Source organism: Variovorax sp. GW531-E2 (genome assembly GCF_059423125.1).
The window spans coordinates 15,818-40,764 of sequence record NZ_JBWKXQ010000050.1 but is presented as its reverse complement, the minus strand read 5'-3'; the positions used below and the strand labels follow the sequence as shown (position 1 = coordinate 40,764).

Annotated in this window: 13 protein-coding genes; 8 read left to right on the top strand and 5 right to left on the bottom strand. The window is 69.3% G+C overall.

Annotated elements, in window-relative coordinates:
- Window positions 1–154: 154 nt before the first annotated feature.
- The 5 genes from AC07XP_RS23800 (at window position 155) to AC07XP_RS23780 (ending at window position 7,126) form a co-directional block, all read left to right on the top strand.
- The gene (locus tag AC07XP_RS23800) at window positions 155–2,695 is read left to right on the top strand and encodes a PAS domain-containing sensor histidine kinase (protein ID WP_062479933.1); all 2,541 of its coding nucleotides are present in this window, start codon (window positions 155–157) and stop codon (window positions 2,693–2,695) included.
- On the top strand, window positions 2,692–3,327 hold the full coding sequence (locus AC07XP_RS23795; RefSeq protein WP_056580071.1) for a response regulator transcription factor: 636 nt from the start codon (window positions 2,692–2,694) through the stop codon (window positions 3,325–3,327). Before AC07XP_RS23800 ends, AC07XP_RS23795 begins: the two co-directional genes overlap by 4 nt.
- 80 nt (window positions 3,328–3,407) lie before the next feature.
- Complete coding sequence (gene folD, locus AC07XP_RS23790) at window positions 3,408–4,259, top strand: bifunctional methylenetetrahydrofolate dehydrogenase/methenyltetrahydrofolate cyclohydrolase FolD (RefSeq protein WP_062479931.1); 852 nt, start codon at window positions 3,408–3,410, stop codon at window positions 4,257–4,259.
- A gap of 129 nt (window positions 4,260–4,388) precedes the next feature.
- Entirely contained in the window at window positions 4,389–6,437 is a 2,049-nt protein-coding gene (locus AC07XP_RS23785; protein ID WP_495266059.1) for a M3 family metallopeptidase, read from the top strand.
- Window positions 6,438–6,496: 59 nt separating this feature from the next.
- The gene (locus AC07XP_RS23780) at window positions 6,497–7,126 is read left to right on the top strand and encodes a glutaredoxin family protein (protein WP_235926508.1); all 630 of its coding nucleotides are present in this window, start codon (window positions 6,497–6,499) and stop codon (window positions 7,124–7,126) included.
- 40 nt (window positions 7,127–7,166) lie between these two features.
- On the opposite strand, the gene rpiA is transcribed toward AC07XP_RS23780, so the two are convergent.
- Window positions 7,167–7,871 (bottom strand): ribose-5-phosphate isomerase RpiA, encoded by a 705-nt coding sequence (gene rpiA / locus AC07XP_RS23775; RefSeq protein ID WP_095745673.1) that lies wholly within the window; start codon window positions 7,869–7,871, stop codon window positions 7,167–7,169.
- A gap of 40 nt (window positions 7,872–7,911) precedes the next feature.
- Between rpiA and AC07XP_RS23770 the strand changes: the two genes are divergently transcribed.
- Window positions 7,912–8,991 carry a quinone-dependent dihydroorotate dehydrogenase gene (locus AC07XP_RS23770; protein ID WP_492684050.1) on the top strand — a complete coding sequence of 360 codons (1,080 nt, stop codon included), beginning with the start codon at window positions 7,912–7,914 and terminating at the stop codon, window positions 8,989–8,991.
- A 27-nt stretch (window positions 8,992–9,018) separates the two neighbouring features.
- Here the strand turns inward: AC07XP_RS23770 and AC07XP_RS23765 are convergent, their stop codons facing one another.
- The 4 genes from AC07XP_RS23765 to AC07XP_RS23750 all read right to left on the bottom strand — a co-directional run bounded on the left by AC07XP_RS23765 (window position 9,019) and on the right by AC07XP_RS23750 (window position 11,499).
- Window positions 9,019–9,720: a phage holin family protein gene (locus AC07XP_RS23765; protein WP_062479920.1), complete on the bottom strand. Its 702-nt coding sequence runs from the start codon at window positions 9,718–9,720 to the stop codon at window positions 9,019–9,021.
- 87 nt (window positions 9,721–9,807) lie between these two features.
- Window positions 9,808–10,104 (bottom strand): glycine zipper domain-containing protein, encoded by a 297-nt coding sequence (locus AC07XP_RS23760; RefSeq protein ID WP_056580064.1) that lies wholly within the window; start codon window positions 10,102–10,104, stop codon window positions 9,808–9,810.
- Between the two features lie 133 nt (window positions 10,105–10,237).
- On the bottom strand, window positions 10,238–11,341 hold the full coding sequence (locus AC07XP_RS23755; RefSeq protein ID WP_495266058.1) for an NAD(P)/FAD-dependent oxidoreductase: 1,104 nt from the start codon (window positions 11,339–11,341) through the stop codon (window positions 10,238–10,240).
- A 35-nt stretch (window positions 11,342–11,376) separates the two neighbouring features.
- Complete coding sequence (locus tag AC07XP_RS23750) at window positions 11,377–11,499, bottom strand: hypothetical protein (RefSeq protein ID WP_062479916.1); 123 nt, start codon at window positions 11,497–11,499, stop codon at window positions 11,377–11,379.
- Between the two features lie 1,247 nt (window positions 11,500–12,746).
- Between AC07XP_RS23750 and AC07XP_RS23745 the strand changes: the two genes are divergently transcribed.
- Entirely contained in the window at window positions 12,747–19,952 is a 7,206-nt protein-coding gene (locus AC07XP_RS23745) for an amino acid adenylation domain-containing protein (RefSeq protein ID WP_495266057.1), read from the top strand.
- Window positions 19,949–24,946 (top strand): amino acid adenylation domain-containing protein, encoded by a 4,998-nt coding sequence (locus AC07XP_RS23740; protein WP_495266056.1) that lies wholly within the window; start codon window positions 19,949–19,951, stop codon window positions 24,944–24,946. Before AC07XP_RS23745 ends, AC07XP_RS23740 begins: the two co-directional genes overlap by 4 nt.
- Window position 24,947 lies beyond the last annotated feature (1 nt).

Here is a 24,947-nt window from a genome sequence, read left to right as displayed (position 1 = left end):
TAATTTAGTGCGCTGGGCACCGAGCGCGCCGGAGTTTCGCATAGAAGTTTCCCTATTTCAAATAGTGCTTGTTGATTTCTTATTATGAAATATCAATGAGGCACGTCCCCGGCAGGGCCTCTTGCCCGCGAGGGCCATCACCTAAACTCCGCCCATGCCCCTTTCCTCCCCGCTCGCGGTCGCCCGCAGTGCCGTCAAAGCCTCGCCGTTGTCCTGGTGGCGCACGTGGTGGCGCAAGCAGACACCCGTGCTGCAGGACGCCGTCGCGATGCTCGCGCCGATGGCGGCCGTGCTGCTGTTTCTCGCGGCCATCGTGTCGGCGTTCTGGTATCTGCGCTCCGAAGAAGTCGAGCGCGAGCAGGAGTCGGTGCGACGCGATGTCGAGTACGCGCAACAGCGCATGCGCCTGCGTTTGCTGGAGCGGCAGGAACAGCTGATGCGCATCGCGCGCGATGCCTCCAACCGGGAGATCGATCCGGTCGAATTCACGAGCCGCGCCGAGTCGCTGGTGAGCCAGTTCCCCGAGCTGCAGACCATCAGCTGGATCGACGACCGCCGCCGCTTCAAGGCCGGCTATGCCGCGCCCAGCGTGCATCCGGCGCAACAGCACCTGATCGGCGATGTGCTGCGCCCCGGCGACATCGAAAGCAACTACGCATTGGCGCGCGAGCTGCGCCAGCCGGTGTACTCGCAGCCCGTGGCCGGCGGCGAACCGGCCGCGATGCTGCAGCTGCACATTCCGCTGTTCGACCAGGGCCTGTTCGCCGGCGTCGTGCTCGGCGAGTTCTCCATCGACGGCCTGCTGCGCTACGGCATGCCCTCCGAGGTGCAGGCGCGCTATGCCGTGTCGCTGCTCGACGCCAAGGGCAACGTCATCGCCGGCAACACCACGCCGCTGAAGAACAGTGGCACCCGCCTGCTGCCCTGGACCGAAGCCACCAACGAATACGAAGTGCCGGTGTCGCCCGTGGGCAACGCGCTGATGCTGCGCGCGCAGGCCTACCGCACCTCGCAGGGCGTGGTGGGCAACGGCCTCTTCTGGCTCGTGTGCGCCCTCAGCGTGATGACCAGCTGGATGCTGATCGGCACCTGGCGCCACACGCGCCGCCGCCTGCAGGCGCAGCAGCGGCTCGTGGCCGAAACCAACTTCCGCCGCGCAATGGAAAACTCCATGCTCACCGGCATGCGCGTGCTCGACCTGCAAGGCCGCATCACCTACGTGAACGCCGCGTTCTGCGCCATGACGGGCTGGAGCGAAGACGAGCTGGTCGGCCAGACGCCGCCCTTCCCCTACTGGCTCGAATCCGACCGCGAGGTGATGAACGAGCGCCTCGAAGAAGAACTGCACGGCCGCGCCCTGCCCGGCGGCTTCCAGGTGCGCGTGAAGCGCAAGAACGGCAGCGTGTTCAACGCCCGCCTGTACGTGTCGCCGCTGATCGACGCGCGCGGCCACCAGACCGGCTGGATGACGTCGATGACCGACATCACCGAGCCGACGCGCATCCGCGAGCAGCTGTCCGCGTCGTACGAACGCTTCACCACCGTGCTCGAAGCGCTCGACGCCGCCGTGTCGGTGGCGCCCATCGGCAGCGAGGAGCTGCTGTTCGCCAACAAGCTGTACCGCCTGTGGTTCGGCTCCGACACCGTGGGCCATCTGGGCATGGTGGCGCAGGCTGGCGTGCCGCCGTCGAACGCGCACGACGAGGGCCTGGACGACGTTGACCCCTACGCCGGCCTGCCCATCGACACCCTCACCGCCGCCCAGACCGCGAACAACGAGATCTTCGTGCCGCACCTGGGCAAGTGGCTCGAGGTGCGCTCGCGCTACCTGACCTGGGTCGACGGCCGCCTCGCGCAGCTGGTGATCGCCACCGACATCACGCCGCGCCGCGACGCCGAAGAGCAAGCCGCCGCGCAGGCCGACAAGGCCCAGGCCGCGAGCCGCCTGATCACCATGGGCGAAATGGCATCGAGCGTGGCGCACGAGCTCAACCAGCCGCTCACCGCCATCGCCAACTACTGCAACGGGATGATGTCGCGCATCAAGGGGCAGACGATCGACAACGACGCCCTGCTGGCCGCGCTCGAAAAAACCTCGAAGCAGGCGCAGCGCGCAGGCCAGATCATCCAGCGCATCCGCTCCTTCGTGAAGCGCAGCGAACCCAACCGCACGCCGGCCGACGTCGCCACCATGGTGAGCGAGGCGGTCGAACTCGCGGGCATCGAGCTGCGCCGGCGCAACGTGCGCCTGAACCACTACGTGGCCGCGCGGCTGCCGGTGGTGCGCGTCGACCCGATCCTCATCGAGCAGGTGATGGTCAACCTGCTGAAGAACGCGGCCGAATCCATCGACATCGCCGACCGCCCGCTGGCGCGCCGCAGCGTCGAGCTGCGCGTGCTGCCCAAGGTGATCGAGGGGCACAATGCCATCGAGTTCTCGGTGCAGGACACGGGCAAGGGCCTCTCGCCCGAGGTCATGGACCGGCTCTACGAGGCCTTCTTCTCCACCAAGCCCGAGGGCATGGGCATTGGGCTCAACCTGTGCCGCACCATCGTCGAGTCGCACCGCGGCCGGATGCAGGCGGAGAACATCTACAATGGCCCGGATGTGATCGGATGCCGTTTTTCCTTCTGGATTCCGGTGTTGGACGCTATCAGTTCCGTAGCAAGCGACGAGGCAAAGGTACCTGCATGAGTTTGATTCCGAAGAAGGGCACGGTCTATGTCGTCGATGACGACGAAGCCGTACGCGATTCGCTGCAATGGCTGCTCGAAGGCAAGGACTACAGAGTCCGCTGTTTCGAGTCCGCCGAATCCTTTCTCTCCCGATACGACCCGCGCGAAGTCGCCTGTCTGATCGTCGATATCCGCATGGCCGGCATGACCGGCCTCGAATTGCAGGATCGACTGATCGAACGGCGCTCTCCGTTGCCGATCGTGGTCATCACCGGCCACGGCGACGTGCCGATGGCGGTCGACAGCATGAAGAAGGGCGCCATGGATTTCATCCAGAAGCCCTTCAACGACGAAGAACTCGTGTCGCTGGTCGAGCGCATGCTCGAACACGCACGCGGCGCCTTCACGCAGCACCAGCAGTCGGCCAGCCGCGACGCGCTGCTGTCCAAGCTCACGGGCCGCGAAGCGCAGGTGCTCGAGCGCATCGTCGCCGGCCGCCTGAACAAGCAGATCGCCGACGACCTGGGCATCAGCATCAAGACGGTGGAGGCGCACCGCGCCAACATCATGGAAAAGCTCAACGCCAACACCGTGGCCGATCTGCTCAAGATCGCGCTCGGGCAAGCGGCCCCAGCCGCCAAGGCCTCCTGAGCTGCAGCTATCCCTGCGATAGCCACGCACCTTCCCCACGCCTGCGCAAGCGGGCGTTTTTACTTGGAGAATCAAAACCGATGACCGCCCAACTGATCGACGGCAACGCCCTCGCCAAAACCATCCGCGCCGAGGTGTCCGGCCGCACCGCTGCGCTGAAGGCCCGCGGCGTGAACCCGGCCTTGTCCATCATCCTGGTGGGCAGCGATCCGGCGAGCCAGGTCTACACCAAGCACAAGGTCAACGACAGCACCGAGACCGGCCTCTCGGCCACCCTCGAGACCTACCCCGCCGACCTGAGCGAGGCCGACCTGCTGGCGCGCATCCGCGCCCTCAACGACGACCCCAAGGTGCACGGCATCCTCGTTCAGTTGCCGTTGCCCAAGCACATGGACAGCCAGAAGGTCATCGAGACCATCTCGCCCGCCAAGGACGTCGACGGCTTCCACGTGGCCAGCGCCGGCGCGCTGATGACCGGCGCCCCGGGCTTCTGGCCCTGCACGCCGCACGGCTGCATGAAGATGCTCGAATCGATCGGCTACGACCTGCGCGGCAAGCACGCCGTGGTCATCGGCCGCAGCAACATCGTCGGCAAGCCGATGGCCATGATGCTGCTGGCCAAGAGCGCCACCGTCACCATCTGCCACAGCGCCACGAAAGACCTGGGCGCCCTCACGCGCCAGGCCGACGTGGTCGTCGCCGCCGTGGGCAAGCTCGACCTGCTGACCGCCGACATGGTGAAGCCCGGCGCCGTCGTCATCGACGTGGGCATGAACCGCAAGGCGGACGGCAAGCTGGCCGGCGACGTCGATTTCGACGGCGTGAAGGAAGTGGCCGGCTGGATCACCCCCGTGCCCGGCGGCGTCGGCCCGATGACGCGCGCGATGCTTCTGGTCAACACCCTTGAAGCGGCCGAACGCGCCGCAAGATAAGAACCACCCCGTTGTTGGCTCACTGCGTGTAGCCGCCTCCCCCTCAAGGGGCACCACCAGCGGCCCGGCAAAGCCGGTTCCGCGGTGGTTCCCGAAATGGCTTCGCTACGCTCGCCCAGGATCTTTCACATGACCAATCCGCTCCTCGACTTCACCGACCTCCCCCTGTTCGACCGCATCAAGCCCGAACACGTGTCGCCCGCGGTCGACGCGCTGCTGGCCGATGCCGAGGCCGCGCTGCAGACGGTGACGGCGCCCGAATTCCCGGCCGACTGGATCGCGATCTCGAAGGTGCTCGACGTGGCCTCCGAACGCTTCAGCCGCGCCTGGGGCGCTGTCGGCCACCTCAACGCCGTGGCCGACACGCCCGAGCTGCGCGCCGCCTACAACGAGGCCATGCCGCGCGTCACCGCCTTCTGGACCCGCCTGGGTTCCGACGAGCGCCTGTACGCCAAGTACAAGGCCATCGACCCGGCCACGCTCAACCCCGAGCAGCGCCAGGCGCACAAGAACGCCGTGCGCAACTTCGTGCTCGGCGGTGCCGAGCTGCAGGGCGAGGCCAAGCAGCGCTTTGCCGACATCCAGGAACGCCAAGCCGAGCTGAGCCAGAAGTTCAGCGAGAACGCCCTCGACGCCACCGACGCCTTCGCGCACTACGCGCAGCTGGGTGAACTCGACGGCGTGCCCGAAGACGTGGTGAGCGCCGCGCGCGCGGCCGCCGAGGCCGAAGGCAAGAAGGGCTACAAGCTCACGCTCAAGATGCCGTGCTACCTGCCGGTGATGCAGTTCGCCAAGAGCAGCGCGCTGCGCGAAACCCTGTACCGCGCCTACGTGACGCGCGCCAGCGAACTCGGCGATCCGAAGTTCGACAACACCGCGCTCATCACCGAGATCCTCGCGCTGCGCGAGGAAGAATCGAAGCTGCTGGGCTACAAGAATTTCGGCGAACTCTCGGTCGTGCCCAAGATGGCCGAATCGCCCGAGCAGGTCGTCAAGTTCCTGCGCGACCTCGCCGCCAAGGCCAAGCCCTACGGCGAGCGCGACCTGGCCGACCTGCATGCCTTCGCGGCCGAGCAGCTGAACCTCGTCGATCCGCAGGCCTGGGACTGGACCTACGTCGGCGAGAAGCTCAAGGAAGCGCGCTACGCCTTCAGCGAGCAGGAGGTGAAGCAGTACTTCCCGGCGCCGAAGGTGATGGCGGGCCTCTTCAAGATCGTCGAGACGTTGTTCGAGGTGTCGATCCGCCGCGACAGCGCGCCCACCTGGCATCCGAGCGTCGAGTTCTACCGCATCGAGCGGGCCGGCCAGAAGGTCGGCCAGTTCTACCTCGACCCCTCCGCCCGCGCCGCCAAGCGCGGCGGCGCCTGGATGGACGACGTGCGCGCCCGCTGGCTGCGCCCCGACGATGGCGTGCTGCAGACGCCGGTCGCGCAGCTGGTCTGCAACTTCGCCAGCGGCGTCGACGGCAAGCCGCCGCTGCTCACGCACGACGACGTGACCACCCTCTTCCACGAGTTCGGCCACGGCCTGCACCACATGCTCACGCAGGTGAACGAGCGCGACGTGTCGGGCATCAGCGGCGTCGAGTGGGACGCAGTCGAGCTGCCGAGCCAGTTCATGGAAAACTTCTGCTGGGAGTGGGACGTGCTTGCCCACATGACGGCCCACGTCGACACCGGCGAGCCGCTGCCGCGCGCCCTCTTCGACAAGATGACCGCCGCCAAGAACTTCCAGAGCGGGCTGCAGACGCTGCGCCAGATCGAGTTCTCGCTGTTCGACATGCTGTTGCACACCGAGCACCAGGCTGCCGCCGCCGCACCGGGCGCCGTGATGGCGCTGCTCGGCCAGGTGCGCACCGAAGTGGCCGTGATGCCCTCGCCGGCGTTCAGCCGCACGCCGAACACCTTCAGCCACATCTTCTCGGGCGGCTACGCGGCCGGCTACTACAGCTACAAGTGGGCCGAGGTGCTGAGCGCCGACGCCTACGCGGCCTTCGAGGAAACCGTGGGCGCCGACGGCGAGCCCAACATCGAGACCGGCCGCCGGTACCGCCAGGCCATCCTGGAGGCCGGCGGCAGCCGCAGCGCCATGGATTCGTTCAAGGCCTTCCGGGGCCGCGAGCCGCAGCTTGATGCGCTGCTGCGACATCAGGGCATGGCCCAGGCCCAGCCCGCTTGATACGGCGCTGAAGCTTGCGATACTCGGGAGATATGTATCCGACTTTTTACAAACTCCCGATGCGCGGCCTGATCGGCCTGGTCCTCGTGTTGTCGACCGCCAGCGTGCTGGCGCAGGCGGTCTACCGCCAGGTCGACAAGAACGGCAAGGTCACGTTCTCGGACCAGCCCCCCGTCGTCACCAACGCGCCGACGGGCGGGCCGCAACCGGCCAGCGCCAACGCGCCGGCCAACAGCGGGCTTCCCTACGAACTGCGCCAGGTGGCACAGCGCTATCCCGTCACGCTGTACAGCGGCGAAGGCTGCGGCCCCTGCAACGAGGCGCGCACGCTGCTCACCACGCGCGGCATTCCCTTCGAAGAACGCACCATCAAGAGCAACGAGGACGTCGACGCCCTGCAGCGCCTGAGCGGACAGAACGCGCTGCCGCTGCTGACCGTCGGGTCGCAGCAGCTCAAGGGCTTCTCGGATGTGGAATGGTCGCGCTACCTCGACGCGGCCGGCTATCCCAAGAGCAACAGCCTGCCCCCAGGCTACCGCCCGCCCGCCGCGCGCCCGCTCGTCGCGCAGCAGGCACCGGCAGCGGCGGCGCCCCGTGCGACCGACACGCCCCTGCAGCCGCCGAACCCCGCGCCGGCACCGCCCTCGAACGCACCGGGCCCGAACAACCCGGCCGGCATCAAGTTCTAGAGACGACGGGGACCTCGCCCCCGTGTTGCATCGCCGCCGTTCAGCCGGCGAACTGCAACGTCTTCACGCCCGACGCCGTGCCCAGCAGGCACACGTCGGCCTTCTGGTGGGCGAAGACCCCCACCGTCACCACGCCGGGCCACTGGCTCACCTCGGATTCGAAGGCGCGCGGGTCGGTGATCCGCAGGCCCGTCACGTCGACGATGTGCTGGCCGTTGTCGGTCACCAGCGGCAGGCCGTCTTTCTCGCGCACCTGGGCGATGCCGCCCAGGCCGGCAAACTGGCGCATCACGCGGCGCACGGCCATCGGGATCACTTCCACCGGCAGCGGAAACGCGCCGAGCGTCTCGACCAGCTTGGAGGCGTCGGCGATGCAGACGAAGCGCTTGGACTGCGCCGCGACGATCTTCTCGCGCGTGAGCGCCGCGCCGCCGCCCTTCACCATGAAGCCCCGGTGGTCGATCTCGTCGGCGCCGTCGATGTAGACGGCCAGTTCTTCCACCTCGTTGCTGTCGAACACCGGGATGCCCAGTGCGCGCAGGCGCTCGGTGGACGCGACCGAACTGGAGACGGCGCCCTTGATCTCGTCCTTGATCGTGGCCAGCGCGTCGATGAACTTGTTGACCGTGGAGCCGGTGCCCACGCCGACGATCTCGCCCTTGACCACGTAGGCCAGCGCGGCAAGGCCGACCTGGGCCTTGAGTTCATCCTGGGAAAGAGGGGTTGGGGAGGCGGGTGCGGTCATCGCGGAGAATCCTTGGCTCATTGAAGTCGAGAATTATCCGATGCCCCTGCTGTTGCCCTCTTCGCTCTATGGCCTGGCCCGCCCTTTTCTGTTCGGTTTCGACCCCGAGCACGCCCATGAAATCACCCTCGACGGGCTGGCCCGCACCCAGAACACGCCCTTGGCCTGCGCCTACGCGGCGACGCGCGTCGAAGACCCGATCCAGCTGGCTGGCCTGAATTTCCCCAACCGCGTCGGCCTGGCCGCCGGGCTGGACAAGAACGCACGCTGCATCGACGCCTTCGCGGCCATGGGCTTCGGTTTCGTCGAGGTCGGCACGGTCACGCCCAAGGGCCAGCCCGGCAACCCGAAGCCGCGCATGTTCCGCCTGCCGCAGCGCGATGCACTGATCAACCGGCTCGGCTTCAACAACGAAGGGCTCGACGCCTTCCTGGCCAACGTGCAGAAGGCCCGTTTCCGCAAGCAGGCCGGTGGCAGCAAGTCGCCCATGCTGCTGGGCCTGAACATCGGCAAGAACGCAGCCACGCCGATCGAGCGCGCGGTGGACGACTACCTGGCCTGCCTGGACGGCGTCTACCCGCACGCGGACTACGTGACGATCAACATCTCCAGCCCCAACACGGCCAACCTGCGCTCGCTGCAGAGCGACGAAGCGCTCGACGCCCTGCTGGGCGCCGTGGCCGAGCGGCGCGAAGCGCTGGCCACGCGCCACGGCAAGCGCGCGCCGCTGTTCGTGAAGATTGCACCCGACCTCGACGACGCCCAGGTCGCGGTGATCGCCGCCACGCTGCAGCGCCACGGCATGGACGGCGTGATCGCCACCAACACCACGCTCGCGCGCGACGCGGTGGCCGGCCTGCCGCATGCGCAGGAAGCCGGCGGCCTCTCGGGCGCGCCGGTGCGCGAAGCCAGCAACCGGGTGATCGCGCAACTGCGCGCGGCACTGGGCAAGGACTTTCCGATCATCGGGGTGGGCGGCATCCTGAGTGCGGCGGATGCCAAGGCCAAGATCGCCGCGGGCGCGGACGTGGTGCAGATCTACACCGGCCTGATCTATCGCGGCCCCGGGCTGGTCCGCGAAACGGCCCAGGCATTGCAGCAGGATCGCCGCAAGGCCTGAGCCGGTTTTCTTCTAGCTACCGGTCGCTCAGCGCATGCGCCAGAGCACCGGCGCAATGACCGTGGCCCAGCGCAGCAACCGCTTCGGGCGGATCACCGCCACGGCGGCGGCAGCGACCACCCCGGCAGCCACCGGGTGCTCGCGCGCAATACGCAACGCGGTTGCCGCGGCCGATTCGTTGACGGGCTCGCCCGAGGCCGGCTGCGTCTCGCGACCGCCCTGCAGGGTGGCGATGCGCTCGCGCTGGCGGTCCATGCGGGCCAGCAGCTCTTCGCGCGTGGCGGGGCGCGGCGGACGCGGCGCTTCGTCGTCCAGCTCCGGGTCCTTGCCGAGGTTGAAGCGGTCCTGGACCCAGGCCCAGTCGCGCTCGAACTCCTGAAAGGTCGGAACGAAGCTGTTGGAGGCATTGCTCAGGCTGCGCATCAGGCCGATGACGGCCGCCAGCCACAGCACCGCCCAGACACCTGCCACCACCCAGGCGGCGGTGACGCGGTACGGCGTGTCCCAGTAATGCACGACCACCGCCATCGAGAGCAGCGCCACCGCCACGGTGGTCAGCCCCAGCACGGCGACGACCAGGACGAGGGTCAGCTTCAGGCGCTGCTTCTCGTCCTCCCAGGCCATGCGCAGCAACTGCACCCGGTCCTCGGCCGCCAGCGCACCTTCGGCGGCGGCGATGCGCAACCGGCGGATGCGGGCATCGAGCCCGAACAGGGACAGCAGTCTCATGCGCCGCCTCCGCCCTCACCGGCCACATCCGCGTGGCGACGGCGAACGAACGAACGACGGTGTGCGCTCAGGCCGGTGCGGTGACGCTCAGCGGCGGCCAAGCAACAGACCCACCAGCACGCCGACCGCCAGTGCGGCGCCGGCCACCTGCCAAGGTTCGTCGTGGGCGTAGGTGTTGGTGGCGGTGGCCGCCTGGCGCGCCTTCTTGGCGGCCAGCTTGCTCTTTTCGGAAGCCAGCTCGCGCGCGATGGCGAGCTTGGTGTCGATGCGTTGGCGCAGCGCCTTGATGTGGGGAACCGAATCCAGGTCCTTGCTGGCCAGCACGCCGCGCACGTCGCTTGCGATGTCTTCGGCTGCTGCTTCAAGATTGTTGGATGCACTCATTGGAATCTTTCCTCCGTGATGACACCGGCACCGCGCCGGCGGCTTCACGCCAGCATATGGCGTGCTGTCATGTTACAGGCTCGAAAGCCCCTCATGCGCGACAGATGTGCTCAGTTGTGCCCGAGTGCATGCATCAGGCCTCGGCGAGCAGGTCTGCAACGTGCCGTCCGATGGCCAGGCAACTGGTGAGTCCGGGCGACTCGATGCCGAAGAGATGGACCAGCCCCGGCACCCCATGCGACGCGGGCCCCGCGATCACGAAATCGGCCGCGGGCGCGTCCGGCCCCGAGATCTTCGGGCGCATGCCCGCATAGCCCGGGATCAACGCCCCGTCGGGCAACGCCGGCCAGTACCTGCGCACCTCGTCGTAGAAGCGCTCGCCGCGCGTCGGATCGACCACGAGGTCGTCCGCGGCCTCGACCCACTGCACGTCGGGCCCGAACTTGGCCTGCCCGCCGAGATCGAGCGTCAGGTGCACGCCGAGCCCGCCCGGCTCCGGCACGGGATAGATGAGCCGCCCGAAAGGCGCGCGGCCCGCGAGCGTGAAGTAGCTGCCCTTGGCGAAGTACTCGCGCGGCACCACCGACGCCGGCATGCCTTCGAAGCGGCGCGCCAGCGCCGGCGCGCCCAGCCCCGCGGCATTGACCACGGTGCGGCAACGCAGCGCCGTGCCGTCGGCGGCGATCAGCACGACGGCGCCGCCGCCGCATTCGGCACGTTCGATCGGCGACTTGAGCGCCAGCATCCCGCCTGCGTTCTCGAGGTCGCCGAGCAGGCCCAGCATCAGCGCGTGGCTGTCGACGATGCCCGTGCTCGGCGAATGCAGCGCCGCCACGCAATGCAGCTGCGGCTCCATCACGTTGGCTTGCTGCGCGGTGAGCAGCACCAGGTCGTCCACGCCGTTGGCCGCGGCCTTGGCGCGGATCGCGTCGAGCTGCCCCACCTGTTCGGCCGAGGTCGCCACGATGAGCTTGCCGCAGCGGCTGTGCGGCACGCCGCGTGCCTGCGCGTAGCTGTAGAGCGCATCGCGTCCTTCCACGCACAGCGTCGCCTTCAGCGAGCCCTGCGGGTAATAGATGCCCGCGTGGATCACCTCGCTGTTGCGCGAACTCGTTCCCGTGCCGATGGCCCCTTCGGACTCCAGCACCAGCACCTCCCGGCCCGCGAGCGCCAATGCGCGCGCCACGGCCAGACCCACCACGCCGGCACCGATGACAGCGCAATCGATTTCATCCATCGCGCGAGCTTAGCGCGGCACGACGGGCGTTCTGCCTATCTCGCGCTGGGCGGCGGCTCGGGGTCGGTGGGCTCGTCGGGCGCGTGCTCCGGCCCTTCGTCGGGCTCGACCGGCAGGTCGGGCGTGATCGGAGACGGAAGATCGGGTTGGGTGGCCATGGCTGCACTCCTTCGTTCCATCTCGTCGTTCTAGCGCGCTTTCACGCGCCTGCAAGCGGCCCGTGGCGGAAGGCGTCGTCGGTGCGCACCGACAACAGGCCTTCGCCCAGGCGTTCCAGCAACAGGGCCACGCACGCTGCTGTGTCCTCGCCCCTCCCACGCCACACAGGGAGGATCACAGTGGACGATGCATGGCAGGGCCAGTTTAGGCATCGCCGCGCCTTCGCACATGAGCGAAGCGCCCTTTGGTGAGGGAGCCATGCGCCCTGCCCGGCGTGCATGCGAGCGTGACAAAGCGCCTGCCTGGGACCGGGTACCTGGCGCGGCCCCCACGATCCGCCGGTCGCGTCGAGAAAAACGCCGTCCGTCCGGCCTGAAAAACCCGTGCCCGCAAAGCATTCGCGCCGCGGTCCGACGGTGAATTGCGGACGAAATGACGGGCCCGCTGCATCGATGCCCGGACCCGGTTCGGGCCTTCCGGCCGGCGCGACAGAAATCAGCCGGGATCAATGCCGGTACCCATGGCGCGACTGCCTTTCCGAAATTCGCCGGCGATTGTCGCAATGCATCCCCGCGCTCCGTGCGCTGACAGAGGGGAAAGTACCTCGACCCCCATTGCTCTCTATTTCATTAAAACAATGGACATCATTTTAATTTCAATGATCGCCAAGAATCACGAAAAAATTGCAACCCAGGCACCAAAAATCAGATGGCAAGTAACATTTTTCATTAGATCTTTTAGGCCCTTTGAGAATTTTCAAATTCACCCTCGAATTACCCAAAAGATAAAAATCCATTCCACGGAAGAAAAATATCTACCCCATTCTGAGTGCTCAACGCTCGAATGCCGATTCCTTCCAACTGTCTCAATTCGCGAAAAGTTTCTTGTCAATCGTCAAAACTTGTCTGACTTTAGAAATTTTCATCGAATTGATGCCGAAATTCAGACTCGCAGGTCTGCAGACATAGCGAAGAAGAATGGCCATTTTTTTGAATCGACGTTCCATCATGGCTTCCTACAGGGGTGACAAAACGCCCACTACAAATGGCCTTGGTACCTCAAATGTCATGGCTTAGGTAGTTCGATTCGGAAATATTTATATCAAAATGTAAACATGGAGAAAAGAGACAAACAGAAGGCTCACCAAGTTCATAGGATCGCGACAAACCAAGAACCAAATCCAATTGAAATCAATTCGATTCCTTCAATTGAATTTTCCATTCACAGTCTGCAGCCGGGTAATTGCATGGAAACCCACATTGCTTCGTCGCCGGAGGCCGCCGTGGCCTCGCTGGCCACGCTGGGCGATCTGTTCGTGTCGCCGCCCGCGCGCGCGGCGGCAGGCGAACGGCTCGGCGTCTCGCTGGTCCTCGAAGCCGGGTTCGCGCAGCGCTGGCTCGCCTCGCTGGGCACCACGGGGTACCTGCCGGACACGCTCTTCGTGGGTGCCTGGCTGCTGCTGCAATCGCGCTGGCTGGGCGCGGCCCTGCCGGGGTCTCACGGCATGCCGACGTCGCTGCCCGGCACCGCGAGCGCGTGGCTGACCCAGCTCGACCTCGACCGGCGGGCCACGCCGCACACCGCCGACACCCTGCCGCCCCTGCGGCTCGAAGCCCGGACAGAACTCCCCGCCAGCCTGCATCTGGACGTCGACGCGAGCCTGATGGACGCGCCCTGCGCCAGCCGCCTGCTCGCAGCCATCGCCGACACCGCCGCCGATCTGCTGGCGCATCCCGGTGCGGCGCTCCACAACATCCGCGCCCTGCCCGACACCGACCGCCGCGACCAGCTCGCCGCTTGGGCCACGCCGCCCGCCGCGCCCGACCTGTCGCTCACCGTGCCCGCCGTGTTCCGCCGCCGGGCCGCGGCCACGCCCGACGCCGTGGCGCTGGTGGAAGGCGACGAAACGATGACCTACGCCGAGCTCGACGCGCGCAGCGACCGCCTCGCACAGCGCCTGCAGCGCGCGGGCGTACAGGCGGGAGACCCCGTCGGGATGGTGTTCGAGCGCTCGGTGGCCGCCATCGTCGCCATGCTCGGCATCCTCAAGGCGGGCGCGGCCTACGTGCCGGTACCCACCGACTTTCCGCCCGAACGCGTCGCCACGATGTTCGACCAGGCCGGCGTGACCCGGGTCGTGACGATCGAGGCACTGGCCTCTCTCGTGCCGGCCCCCTGCACCGCCGTGCGGGTCGACGCGCCCGAAGACGGCGCGGACCCCGCGCCGTGGACACCGCCGGCCTTCGACGGCGAATCGCTGGCGTACCTCATGTACACCTCGGGCTCGACCGGCGTACCCAAGGGCATCGAGATCAGCCATCGCGCCATCCTGCGGCTGGTCGTCGATGTCGACTACATCGAGCTCGCACCGGGGCGCGCGATGCTGCACGCGGCGCCGCTCGCCTTCGACGCCGCGACGCTCGAAGTCTGGGGGCCCTTGCTCAACGGCGGGCGCTGCGTGATCCACGACGAACGGGTACCCACCGGCGCGGGCCTCGCACGCACCATCGCCCGCCACGAGGTCCACACCGCCTGGCTCACGGCCTCGCTCTTCAACGCCGTGGTCGACGGCGATCCGCAGCATCTCGCGGGCCTGGCGCACCTGTTCACCGGCGGCGAAGCGCTGTCGGTACCCCATGTGCGGCGCGCGCTCGACGCGCTCCCCGGGCTCACGCTCAGCAACGGCTACGGGCCGACCGAGTGCACGACCTTCGCGACCACCCACCGCATCGAGCGCGCCGCGATCGCAGCGGGCCCACGCTCGGTGCCGCTCGGGCGCCCGATCAAGGACACCGTGCTGCGCGTGCTGAGCCCGACGCTCGAGCTGCTGCCCAGCGGACTCGTGGGCGAGCTGTGCATCGGCGGACACGGCCTGGCGCGCGGCTACCTGGGCCAGCCCGAACTCACGGCCGCGCGCTTCGTGCCCGATCCCTTCGGCGCGCCGGGCGACCGGCTCTACCGCACCGGCGACCTCGCCCGCTGGCTGCCCGACGGCACGATCGAATTCATCGGCCGCATCGACGGCCAGGTCAAGATCCACGGCCACCGTATCGAGACCGGCGAGGTCGAGGCGGCCATCCTCGCGCACCCCGCGGTGCAGTCCTGCGCGGTGGTCGCGCGGCCCGGTCGCGACGGTCAGCTGCGCCTGGTCGCCTACCTGGTCGCCCGCACGCAGAAGCTGGCATGGGACACGCTGCGCGCGCACCTGGCGGCCCGCCTGCCCGCGGTGATGCTTCCGTCGGCGCAGGTGTGGCTTGCGCAACTCCCCGTCACGCCCAACGGCAAGCTCGACCGCAACGCCCTGCCCGAACCAACCGCCGAGCGCCCCGAACTCGCGCAGCCCTTCGAGGCCGCGCGCGACGCGCTCGAACAGCAGGTCTGCGACGCCTTCGCGCGCGCCCTGGGCATCGACAAGGCCGGGCGCCACGACAACTTCTTCGACCTGGGCGGCAGCTCGCTGCTGGTGCTGCAGGTGCTGGCGGACCTGCAGCGCGAAGGCGCGCCGCCGCTGTCGACCAACCTCTTCTTCCGCCACCCGACGCCGGGCGCCATCGCGGCGCAGTTGCAGTCCGCTGGCGAGGCGCCGCAGGCGCCACACCCCGTGCCCGTGCGCGAGGACGCCGCCAGCGTCCCCGAGCCCATCGCTCTCATCGCCACCGCCGGTCGCTTCCCCGGCGCGGGCGATGTGGAGCAGTTCTGGGACAACCTCGTCGCCGGGCGCGACACCATCAGCTTCTTCGACGACGCCAGCCTGGACGCCGGCGTCGGCGAGTCGCTGCGCCGCGACCCGGCCTACGTGCGGGCGCGCGGCGTGATCGACGGCATCGAGGGCTTCGATGCCGCCTTCTTCGGCATCGGCCCGAAGGAAGCCGCGCTCATGGACCCGCAGCACCGCGTGTTCCTCGAGATCTGCTGGGAGTGCCTGGAGCGCGCGGGCTACGTGCCCGACGAAGCGCCGGGCCCGGTGGGCGTGTACGCGGGCACGTACAACGCGACCTACTTCCAGCGCCACGTCGCCTCGCGCCCCGACCTCGTGGAGGCCGTCGGCGAGTTCCAGGTGATGCTGGCCAACGAGAAGGACTACATCACCACGCGCGTGGCCAACCGGCTCAACCTCCGCGGGCCGGCGGTGAGCGTCAACACCGCGTGCTCGACCTCGCTGGTCGCGGTGGCCCAGGCCTTCCACGCGCTGCGCACGGGCCAGTGCTACATGGCGCTGGCGGGCGGCGCCTCGGTCACCTGCCCGCCGCGCAGCGGCTACCTCTACAACGAGGGCTCGATGCTCTCGCCCGACGGCCACACGCGCAGCTTCGACGCGCAGGCCAAGGGCACCGTGTTCAGCGACGGCGCCGCCGTGGTGCTGCTCAAGCGGCTGTCCGACGCGCAGGCCGATGGCGACACCGTCTATGCCGTGCTGCGCAGCGCCTGCGTCAACAACGACGGCGGCGCCAAGGCCAGCTTCACCGCGCCCAGCGTGGACGGCCAGGCGGCGGTGATCCGCGCCGCGCTGGCCGCGGCGGACGTGGACGCGCGCAGCATTTCCTACGTGGAAGCGCACGGCACCGCCACGCCGATGGGCGACCCGGTCGAGGTCGAGGCGCTGGCCGTCGCGTACGCCGAACACACCGACGCGCGGGGCTACTGCACGCTCGGCTCGCTCAAGAGCAACGTGGGCCACATGGTCACGGCCGCGGGCGCCGCCGGCCTCATCAAGACGGCGCTGTCGCTGCACCACGAACTGATTCCGCCCACCGCGCACTTCACGGCGCCGAACCCGGCGATCGACTTCGCGCGCACGCCGTTCCACGTCAGCAACCAACTGCAGCCGTGGCCGCGGGCCGACCTGCCGCGCCGCGCGGGCGTCAGCTCGTTCGGTGTCGGGGGCACCAACGCGCACGTCGTGCTCGAGGAAGCGCCGGCGCGGCAGGCACGCACCACGCAGCCGGGCGTCCATGTGCTGGCGCTGTCGGCACGCTCGGAGGCCGCGCTGGCGGTCGCGACGCAGCAGCTGGCAACGCACCTGGAGGAACAGCCCGAACTCTGCTTGGGCGACGCGGCGTTCACCCTGTGCGTCGGCCGCAAGGCCCATGCCTTCCGCCGCGCCGTGGTGGCCGGCGATGCGGCGCAGGCCATCGAGGCCTTGCGCTCGGAGAACACGGCGTGGCGCGTGAGCGACTGGATCGCCGAGCGCGCGCCGCAACCCGTGCTCATGTTCCCGGGCCAGGGCGCGCAGTACCCGGGCATGGGTCGCGCGCTGCATGCCGGCGACCCGGTGTTCGCGGCCGCGTTCGACAACTGCCTGCGCGCCTTCGAGGGCGCGCTGGACTTCGACCTGCGCGAGCGCCTGTTCGCAGACGACCCGCAGGCGCTCGCGCCGACAGCCGTCACGCAGCCCGCGCTCTTCACGCTCGAGTACGCGCTTGCACGGCGGCTGCTGTCGCTGGGCCTGCGCCCGCACGCGCTGATCGGCCACAGCGTCGGCGAATTCGTCGCGGCCGTGATCGCCGGCGTGATGCGACTGGAAGATGCCGCCCGGCTCATTGCCCGCCGCGGCGCGCTCATGCAGGCGCAGCCCGCCGGGACGATGCTGTCGGTGCGGCTCGGCGCGGACGCGCTGGCCTCCCGGCTCGCGGCCTCGCCCCAAGTCTCGCTCGCCGCGGAGAACGCACCCGGCGCCTGCGTGGCCGCCGGCCCCACCGAGGCCATCGCCGAACTCCAGGCCGCGCTCGAAGCCGAGGGCGTCGCCTGCCGGCTGCTGCAGACCTCGCACGCCTTTCACTCCGCCATGATGGACGCCGCGGTGGCGCCCTTCGAGGCGCTCGTGAGTCAGGTGGCGCTGCACGCACCGCAGATCCCTCTCTACTCCACGTTCACCGGTCGCCTGCTCGAAGACGCACAGGCCACGAGCCCGGCCTACTGGGCGCAGCACCTGCGCGGCACCGTGCGCTTCTCGCCCGCGTTGCAGAGCGCCGCCGGCGATACCACCCATCCGGTGTTCGTGGAAGTCGGTCCGCGCAACACGCTGGCCGCGCTGGTGCGCCAGCACCGCCTGCCAGACCTGGCCCCGGCGTCGAAGGCCGGCGCGGTGGCGGTGTCGCTGCTGCACGGCGAACCGGCCGACGAGACCCGGACCCTGCGCCTGGCCGCCGCGCGCCTGTGGACCTGCGGCGCCGAGGTCGACCTTGCCCTGCTCGCACCGCGCGCCGGCGCCCGGCGCGTGTGCCTGCCCACCTACCCGTTCGAACGCAAGCGCCTGTGGGTCGACATCGCGCCCGCCGCGCCGGTGTCGCCCGCCCTTGCGCCCGTCCTGCCTGTTTCATTGGAGCCGATCGTGACCGCTGCAGCGCCCTCGCCTGACCTTCCTCTGCCTTCTTCCCCGCCGCCCGAGGCGTCGCGCGCGGCGTCGGTCGACAGCCGATTGCGGGCCCTGTTCGAAGACATCTCGGGCATCGACATGGCCCAGGCCGAGGGCCAGGCCCCGTTCGGCGAGATCGGGATGGACTCGCTCACGTTGACCCAGGCTGCCACGCAGATCAAGAAGCGCTTCAAGGTCGAGCTGAGCTTCCGCCAGCTGATGGAGAACTACCGCAGCTTCGACGCGCTGGCCGCGTACCTGCTGCAGAGCCTGCCGCCCGAGGCCGAGCCGGTGGCCGTGCTCGTCACGCCCACCATGCCTGCGACATCCGTTGTGCAGGTGTCGATGCCAACGCCACCGCAAGGGCTTGCGCAGCCCACCGGCCTGCTGAACCAGGTGATCGCGCAGCAGATGGAGCTGATGCGCCAGCAGCTCGCACTCCTGTCCGGCGCCGCCGCGCCAGTGGCGGTGGCGGCGATGCCCGTGTCGGCCGAGGCCACACCCGCCGCGCAGCCACAGCCGCCCGCCGAAGCGCCGCTTCGCTACGACGTCAACAAGGCCTTCGGCGCCATCGCCCGCATCCACACCCAGCGCACCGCCGAACCCAGCGCGCGGCAGAAGGCGCGGCTGGCGACCTTCGTGCGGCGCTATGTCGAGCGCACGCCAAAGAGCAAGCGCTTCACCGAGGACAACCGCGCCCACATGGCCGATCCGCGCGTGGTCAACGGCTTCCGTCCGCTGACCAAGGAGATCACCTACCAGATCGTGATCGAACGCTCCAAGGGTTCCAGGCTCTGGGACCTCGACGGCAACGAGTACGTCGACGCGCTCAACGGCTTCGGGCTGAACCTGTTCGGCTGGCAACCCGATTTCGTGCAGGACGCCGTGCGGGCCCAGCTCGATGCGGGCTACGAGATCGGGCCGCAGCATCCGCTCGCGGCCGACGTGACCCGCCTCATCTGCGAACTCACGGGCAGCGAGCGCGCCGGCCTGTGCAACACCGGCTCCGAGGCCGTGATGGCGGCGCTGCGCATCGCGCGCACCGTCACCGGCCGCAGCACGGTGGTCGCCTTCACGGGCTCCTACCACGGTACCTTCGACGAAGTGCTGGTGCGCGCCGGCAAGGGCGGCAAGGGCCTGTCGGCCGCACCCGGCGTGATGAGCGGCATGTTCGGCGACATCCGCGTGCTCGACTACGGCACGCCCGAGGCGCTGGCCTTCATCCGCGACAACGCCGCGGACCTGGCGGCCGTGCTGGTCGAGCCGGTGCAAAGCCGCCGCCCCGACTTCCAGCCGCGCGAGTTCCTGCATGACGTGCGCGACGTCACCGCGAAGAACGGCTGCTGCCTCATCTTCGACGAGGTCATCACCGGCTTTCGCAGCGCGCTGGGCGGCGCGCAGGAGCTGTTCGGCGTGCGCGCCGACCTGGCCACCTACGGCAAGGTGATCGGTGGCGGCTTTCCGGTGGGCGTGATCGCCGGCAAGCGCGAGTTCATGGACGCGCTCGACGGCGGCGCCTGGCAGTACGGCGACGACTCGATCCCGGGCGTGGGCGTGACCTACTTCGCCGGCACCTTCGTGCGCCATCCGCTCGCGCTCGCCGCGGCCAAGGCCTCGCTCACGCACCTGAAGGAGGCCGGGCCCGCGCTGCAGGCCGGGCTCAACGCGAGCACGACCGCCATGGCCACGGAACTCTCGGGCTGGTGCCAGGAGGTCGGCGCGCCGATCGAGATCCGCCATTTCGCGTCGCTGTGGCGCGTGAGCTGGCTCGAAGACCAGCCGCTGCAGGACCTGCTGTTCGCCATGATGCGCAGCCGCGGCGTGCACATCCTGGACAACTTCCCGTGCTTCCTCACGAGCGCGCACAGCGCCGAGGACATCGCCTTCCTGCAGCGCGCCTTCAAGGAGTCGGTCGCCGAGATGCAGGAATCCGGCTTCCTTCCGCGCCGCGCTCCCGCCCCCACCCGCTTCGACGCGCGCAAGCCCGTCGAGGACGGCAGCGTGCTGGCCCGCGACAGCGACGGCCAGCCGTACTGGTACGTACCCGAAGACGCCGCCTTGCACGAGCGCCTCATCAACGGAAAGGCCGCAGCATGAACGCCGCACTCAAGCCCACCGCGAGCGGTGGCCTCGTCGAATGCATCATTGCGACCACCGAGTCGCAGCGCGAAATCTGGCTCGGCGCCACGCTGAGCCCCGAGGCCTCGATGGCCTACAACGAGTCGGTCGTGCTGCGCCTGCGCGGCGCGCTGGACGGCGACGCCTTGGCGCGCGCCACCGACCGGCTGCTCGAACGCCACCAGGCGCTGCGCGCCACGATCTCGCCGGACGGCACCTTCATGCTGGTCAGCCCGCCGGCCGGGAACCACCTGGTCCGCCAGGACCTGGGCGGGCTGGCGCCCGAGGCCCTCGCGCAGGCGCTGCACGCGGCCCACGACGAGGCGGTGTGCACGCCGTTCTCGCTCGAGCACGGGCCGCTGTTCCGGGCGGTGCTGTACCGCCTGGGCGATGACGAGCACGAGCTCGTGATGTCGGCGCACCACGTGGTCTGCGACGGCTGGTCGTGGGCGGTCATCACCGAGCAGCTGGGCCACCTCTATGCCGAGGAAACCGGCATCGGGCTCAAGCTCAAGGCCGCACCGCTCTTCGCGGACTTCGCCGCCGAGGAAGCCGTCGCGGCCGCGAGCCCCGACATGCAGGCGCACATCGACTATTGGCTGGAGCGCTTTGCCGGCAACACGCAGCCCGTGCTCGATCTGCCGCTGGACCGCCCCCGCCCCGCCGCGCGCACCTTCAACTCGCGCCGCGCCGAGCGCCTGCTCGACCGGCGCGTGGTCGGCGCCGTGCGCATCGCGAGCACCAAGGCCGGCGTCAGCCTGTTCACGGGCCTGCTCAGCGGCTTCGTCGCGACGCTGCACCGCCTCACGGGCCAGGAAGACATCGTGGTCGGCATTCCGACCTCGGGCCAGCTCGCGCACGACGTGCCCGGCCTGGTCGGCCATTGCGTGAACCTGCTGCCGCTGCGCATCGCCGCGCATCCGGCCATGCGCTTCGACGCGCTGATGGACGAATGCAGCACCGCCGTGCTCGATGCCTTCGATCACCAGGCCCTGACCTATGGCGCGCTGCTGGGGCAGCTCTCGCTCGAACGCGACCCGAGCCGGCTGCCGCTGGTAAGCGTGACCTTCAATGTCGACCCCGACGTGGCGAGCAGTGCGCAGGCCTTCACCACCCTCGACGTGGTGCAGGACACCATCGCCCGGCGCTACGAGAACTTCGAACTCTTCGTGAACCTGCGCCCGCACGCCGGCAGCCTGCAGGTCGAAGCCCAATACAACACCGACCTGTTCGACGACGTGAGCGTGCAGCGCTGGCTCGACATGTTCGAGTGCGTGCTGCAGTCGGCCGCGCACAAGCCCGACGACACCATCGGCGGGCTCGACGTGCTGTCCGCCGGCGCCGCGCGTGCGCTGCTGGCGCTGCAGCCCGCGCGCGTGCCGTTGCGCGGCGCGCCGCTGGCGCACGCCGGCTTCGTGGCGCGCGTGCCGCAGCAGCCCCACCGCCCGGCGGTGCGCGACGGCGCGCGCAGCTGCAGCTACGGCGAGCTCGACGCGCTGTCCAACCGCCTGGCGCGTGCGTTGCGTGCGCGCGGCGTGGGCCGCGGCCAGCGCGTGGGCCTGTGCCTGGAACGCAGCCTGGAGATGGTCGTCGCCATGCTGGGCATCCTCAAGGCGGGGGCGTCCTACGTGCCGATGGACACCTCTTTTCCGCAGGCGCGGCTGGACCACTACGCCAGCGACGCCACCCTCAGCCTGATGCTGACCTCGTCCGACATCGCGGTGGCGCCGCGCGACTGGCGCGCCGACGCCGACCAGCGCGTCTTCGAGATCGATCGCGACACCGCCTGGCGCCAGCTCTCGGGCGACGCGCTGCCGCCGAGCAGCGACGACCCCGGGTCCGAAGACGCCGCGTATGTGATCTACACCTCCGGCTCGACCGGCCTGCCCAAGGGCGTCATCGCGCACCACCGGGGCGTGGCGCACCTGCTGCAGTGGATGCAGCGCGAATCGGGCATCGGCCCGTCCGACCGCATCGCCGCCGTCACCACGCTGTCGTTCGACATGGCCGTGCCCGACCTGCTGCTGCCGCTGGCGGCGGGCGCCGAGCTGGTGATGGTGCAGCGCGAGGTCGCGATGGACGGCAACCGCCTGTCGCAGGCGCTCGACGACGAACAGATCACGCTGCTGCAGGCCACGCCCGGCATGTGGCAGCTGCTGCTCGATGCCCAGTGGGCCGGCGGCACACCCGGTTTCCGCGGCTGGACCGGCGGCGAGGCGCTGCGCCCGAGCATGGCGCTGGCGCTGTGCGAGCGCATGGAAGGCCTGTGGAACGGCTACGGCCCGACCGAGACGACGGTGTATTCCACGGCCTGGCATGTGCGTCCCGAAGAGATCGCCTCGCGCGGCATCTCGATCGGCAGGCCCGTCGACAACACCGAGATCTGGATTCTCGACGCCGACCTGCAGCCCTGCCCGATCGGCGTGCCCGGCGAAATCTGCATCGCGGGCGAAGGCGTCTCGCTGGGCTACCTCGACCGCCCCGCACTGACCGCCGAGCGCTTCGTCACGGTGCGCATCTTCGGCGCCACGAAGAAGGTCTACCGCTCCGGCGACCGCGGCCGCTGGCGCAACGACGGGCTGCTCGACCACCTCGGCCGGCTCGATTTCCAGGTCAAGGTGCGCGGCTACCGCATCGAGCCCGGCGAGATCGAGGTGCGCTGCTGCGAAGTGGCCGGCGTCTCGCGCAGCGTGGTCGTGGCCCGCGAGGACAACCCCGGCGACGTGCGCCTGGTGGCCTACCTGGCGCTGCTGCCCGGCGGCGGCTTCGACCTCGATGCACTGATGGTGCACCTGCGCAAGCACCTGCCGGCCTTCATGCTGCCGCAGCACGTGGTGACGCTCGACGCCCTGCCCACGCTGGCCAACGGCAAGGTCGACCGCGTCTCGCTGCCGCCGCCGCAGGCGGTGGCGCGCAACGAAGTGCGGCGCGGCGCCGGTCCGCGCAACGCGCACGAGCGCAAGGTGCTCGCGGTCATGGAGAAGGTGCTGAGCCTGCCGGGCCTGGACATGCACGACAACTTCTTCACCATGGGCGGCCACTCGCTGCTGGCCGCGCGGCTCACCACGCTGCTGAGCCGCGAGTTCCAGGTCACGCTGCCGCTGCGCGCGCTGTTCGAGGCGCCCACGGCCGAGAAGCTGACCGCGGTCATCGAGGCGCTGCAGGGCGCGGGCGTCGGCCTGCAGGCGCCCATTGCCTGCCACCCCGATCGCCGCAGCGCACCGCTCACGCCCTCGCAGGAACGCATTCGCTTCATGGAGCAGCTGTACACGGGCCGGTCGGTCTACAACGCGCCCTCGGCGCAGCGGCTCACCGGCAAGCTTGACGCCGCGCGCTTCGAAGGCGCGCTGCGCGAAATGATCCGCCGCCAGCCGTCGCTGCGCACGCGCATCGGCTTCGACGAGGACACGGGACGTCCGATTCAATCGATCGCGGAGTCGGTGGAGTTCGCCCTGCCGCTGGTCGACCTGCGCGGCCTGCCCGCAGACCAACGCGAGGCCGAGCTGGCCGAGCAGATGCAGGAGCTGGCCGACCGGCCGCTCGACATCCACAGCGCGCCGATGATGCGCGCGACCCTGTTCCAGCTCGACGACAACGAACACGTCTTCCTGTTCGTGCCGCATCACCTGATCTGGGACGGCTGGTCCTTCGACCTGATGCAGCGCGAGCTGGGTGCGTTCTACGACGCCGCCGAACGCGGCCGTCCGCACAACCTGCCCGCGCTCGCCACCACCCACGGCGACTACGCCGAGTGGCTGGAGACCTGGCTGACCGAGCCGGCCTGCGAGGAGCAGCTCGCGTTCTGGCGCGGCCGGCTCGCAAGCGCCAGGGCCGTGCGCCCGCCAAAGACCGACATGCCGCGCCGCGCGGGCAAGAGCGGCCAGGGCGGCGCGCACTGGATCCACATCGACCTGCAGAGCACGCAGCGGCTGCGCGAGGTGGCGCGCGACATGGACGTGACGCTCAGCATGCTGACCTTCGGCATCTACGCGCTGACCATGGCCCAGGCGACCGGCAACGACGCCATCGTCATCGCGAACCCGGTGCGCGGGCGCCAGCAGGCCGAGACGGAAGACGTCATGGGCTTCTTCAACAACGTGCTGCCAGTCTCGCTCGCGGTCGACATGGCGCTGCCGCTGCCCGACTTCATGCGCTACGTGAAGCAGGAGCTGCTGTCGATGATGAACCACCAGCAGGTGCCGTTCGAGCGCCTGATGGCCGAGCCCGGCTATGCGGGACAGATCAAGGCCTCGGGGCCCTACCAGGCGATGTTCTCGTTCCAGGACGCCCGCGAGCGCGCGCGCACCGTCGGCAGCCTGCAGACCCGCCAGGTGCACGTGATGCAGCACGGCGCCACCGACGACGTCGGCGTGTGGCTGATGGACAAGCCGCACGGCCTGGAAGGCGCGCTGCTCTACAACGCCGACGTCTACCTGCGCGAGACCGGCGCCCAGCTGCGCGAGCGTTATCTCGAGGTGCTGGGCCGCGTCGCCGACCACCCGAACGCCACGCTCGCGGAGATCGCCAGCACCGAAGGCTCGGCCAGCGCGCGCTATCTACGCAAGCTGGCGGCCGGCGAGGCGGACAAGAGTGCGCCGGCCGAGCCCCTCAACGGCGACGCGCGCGAGGCGAACCGCGGACTGCTCAGCCCCGAGCACGCCCAGCTGGCCCAGATCTGGGCCGACGTGATCGGCATCGACGTCGACGAGATCCGCGCCAGCGACAACTTCTTCGACCTCGGCGGCGACTCGCTGCTGGTGCTGCGCGCCGTGCAGCAGGCGGCGCAGACGCTGGGGCACCGCGTGGAGCCGCGCCGCTACCTGTTCGAGAACCTCGGGCAGATCGCGTCCTCGGCGCACGGCACGCCGCACGGCGTGCCCTCGGACCTCGCCGACCTGGCCGCCGGCACGGCCGCGCATGCACAGCGCGGCGGGCTGCTCGGCGCACTCGGCAGCTGGCTGCGCAAGGGGTGAC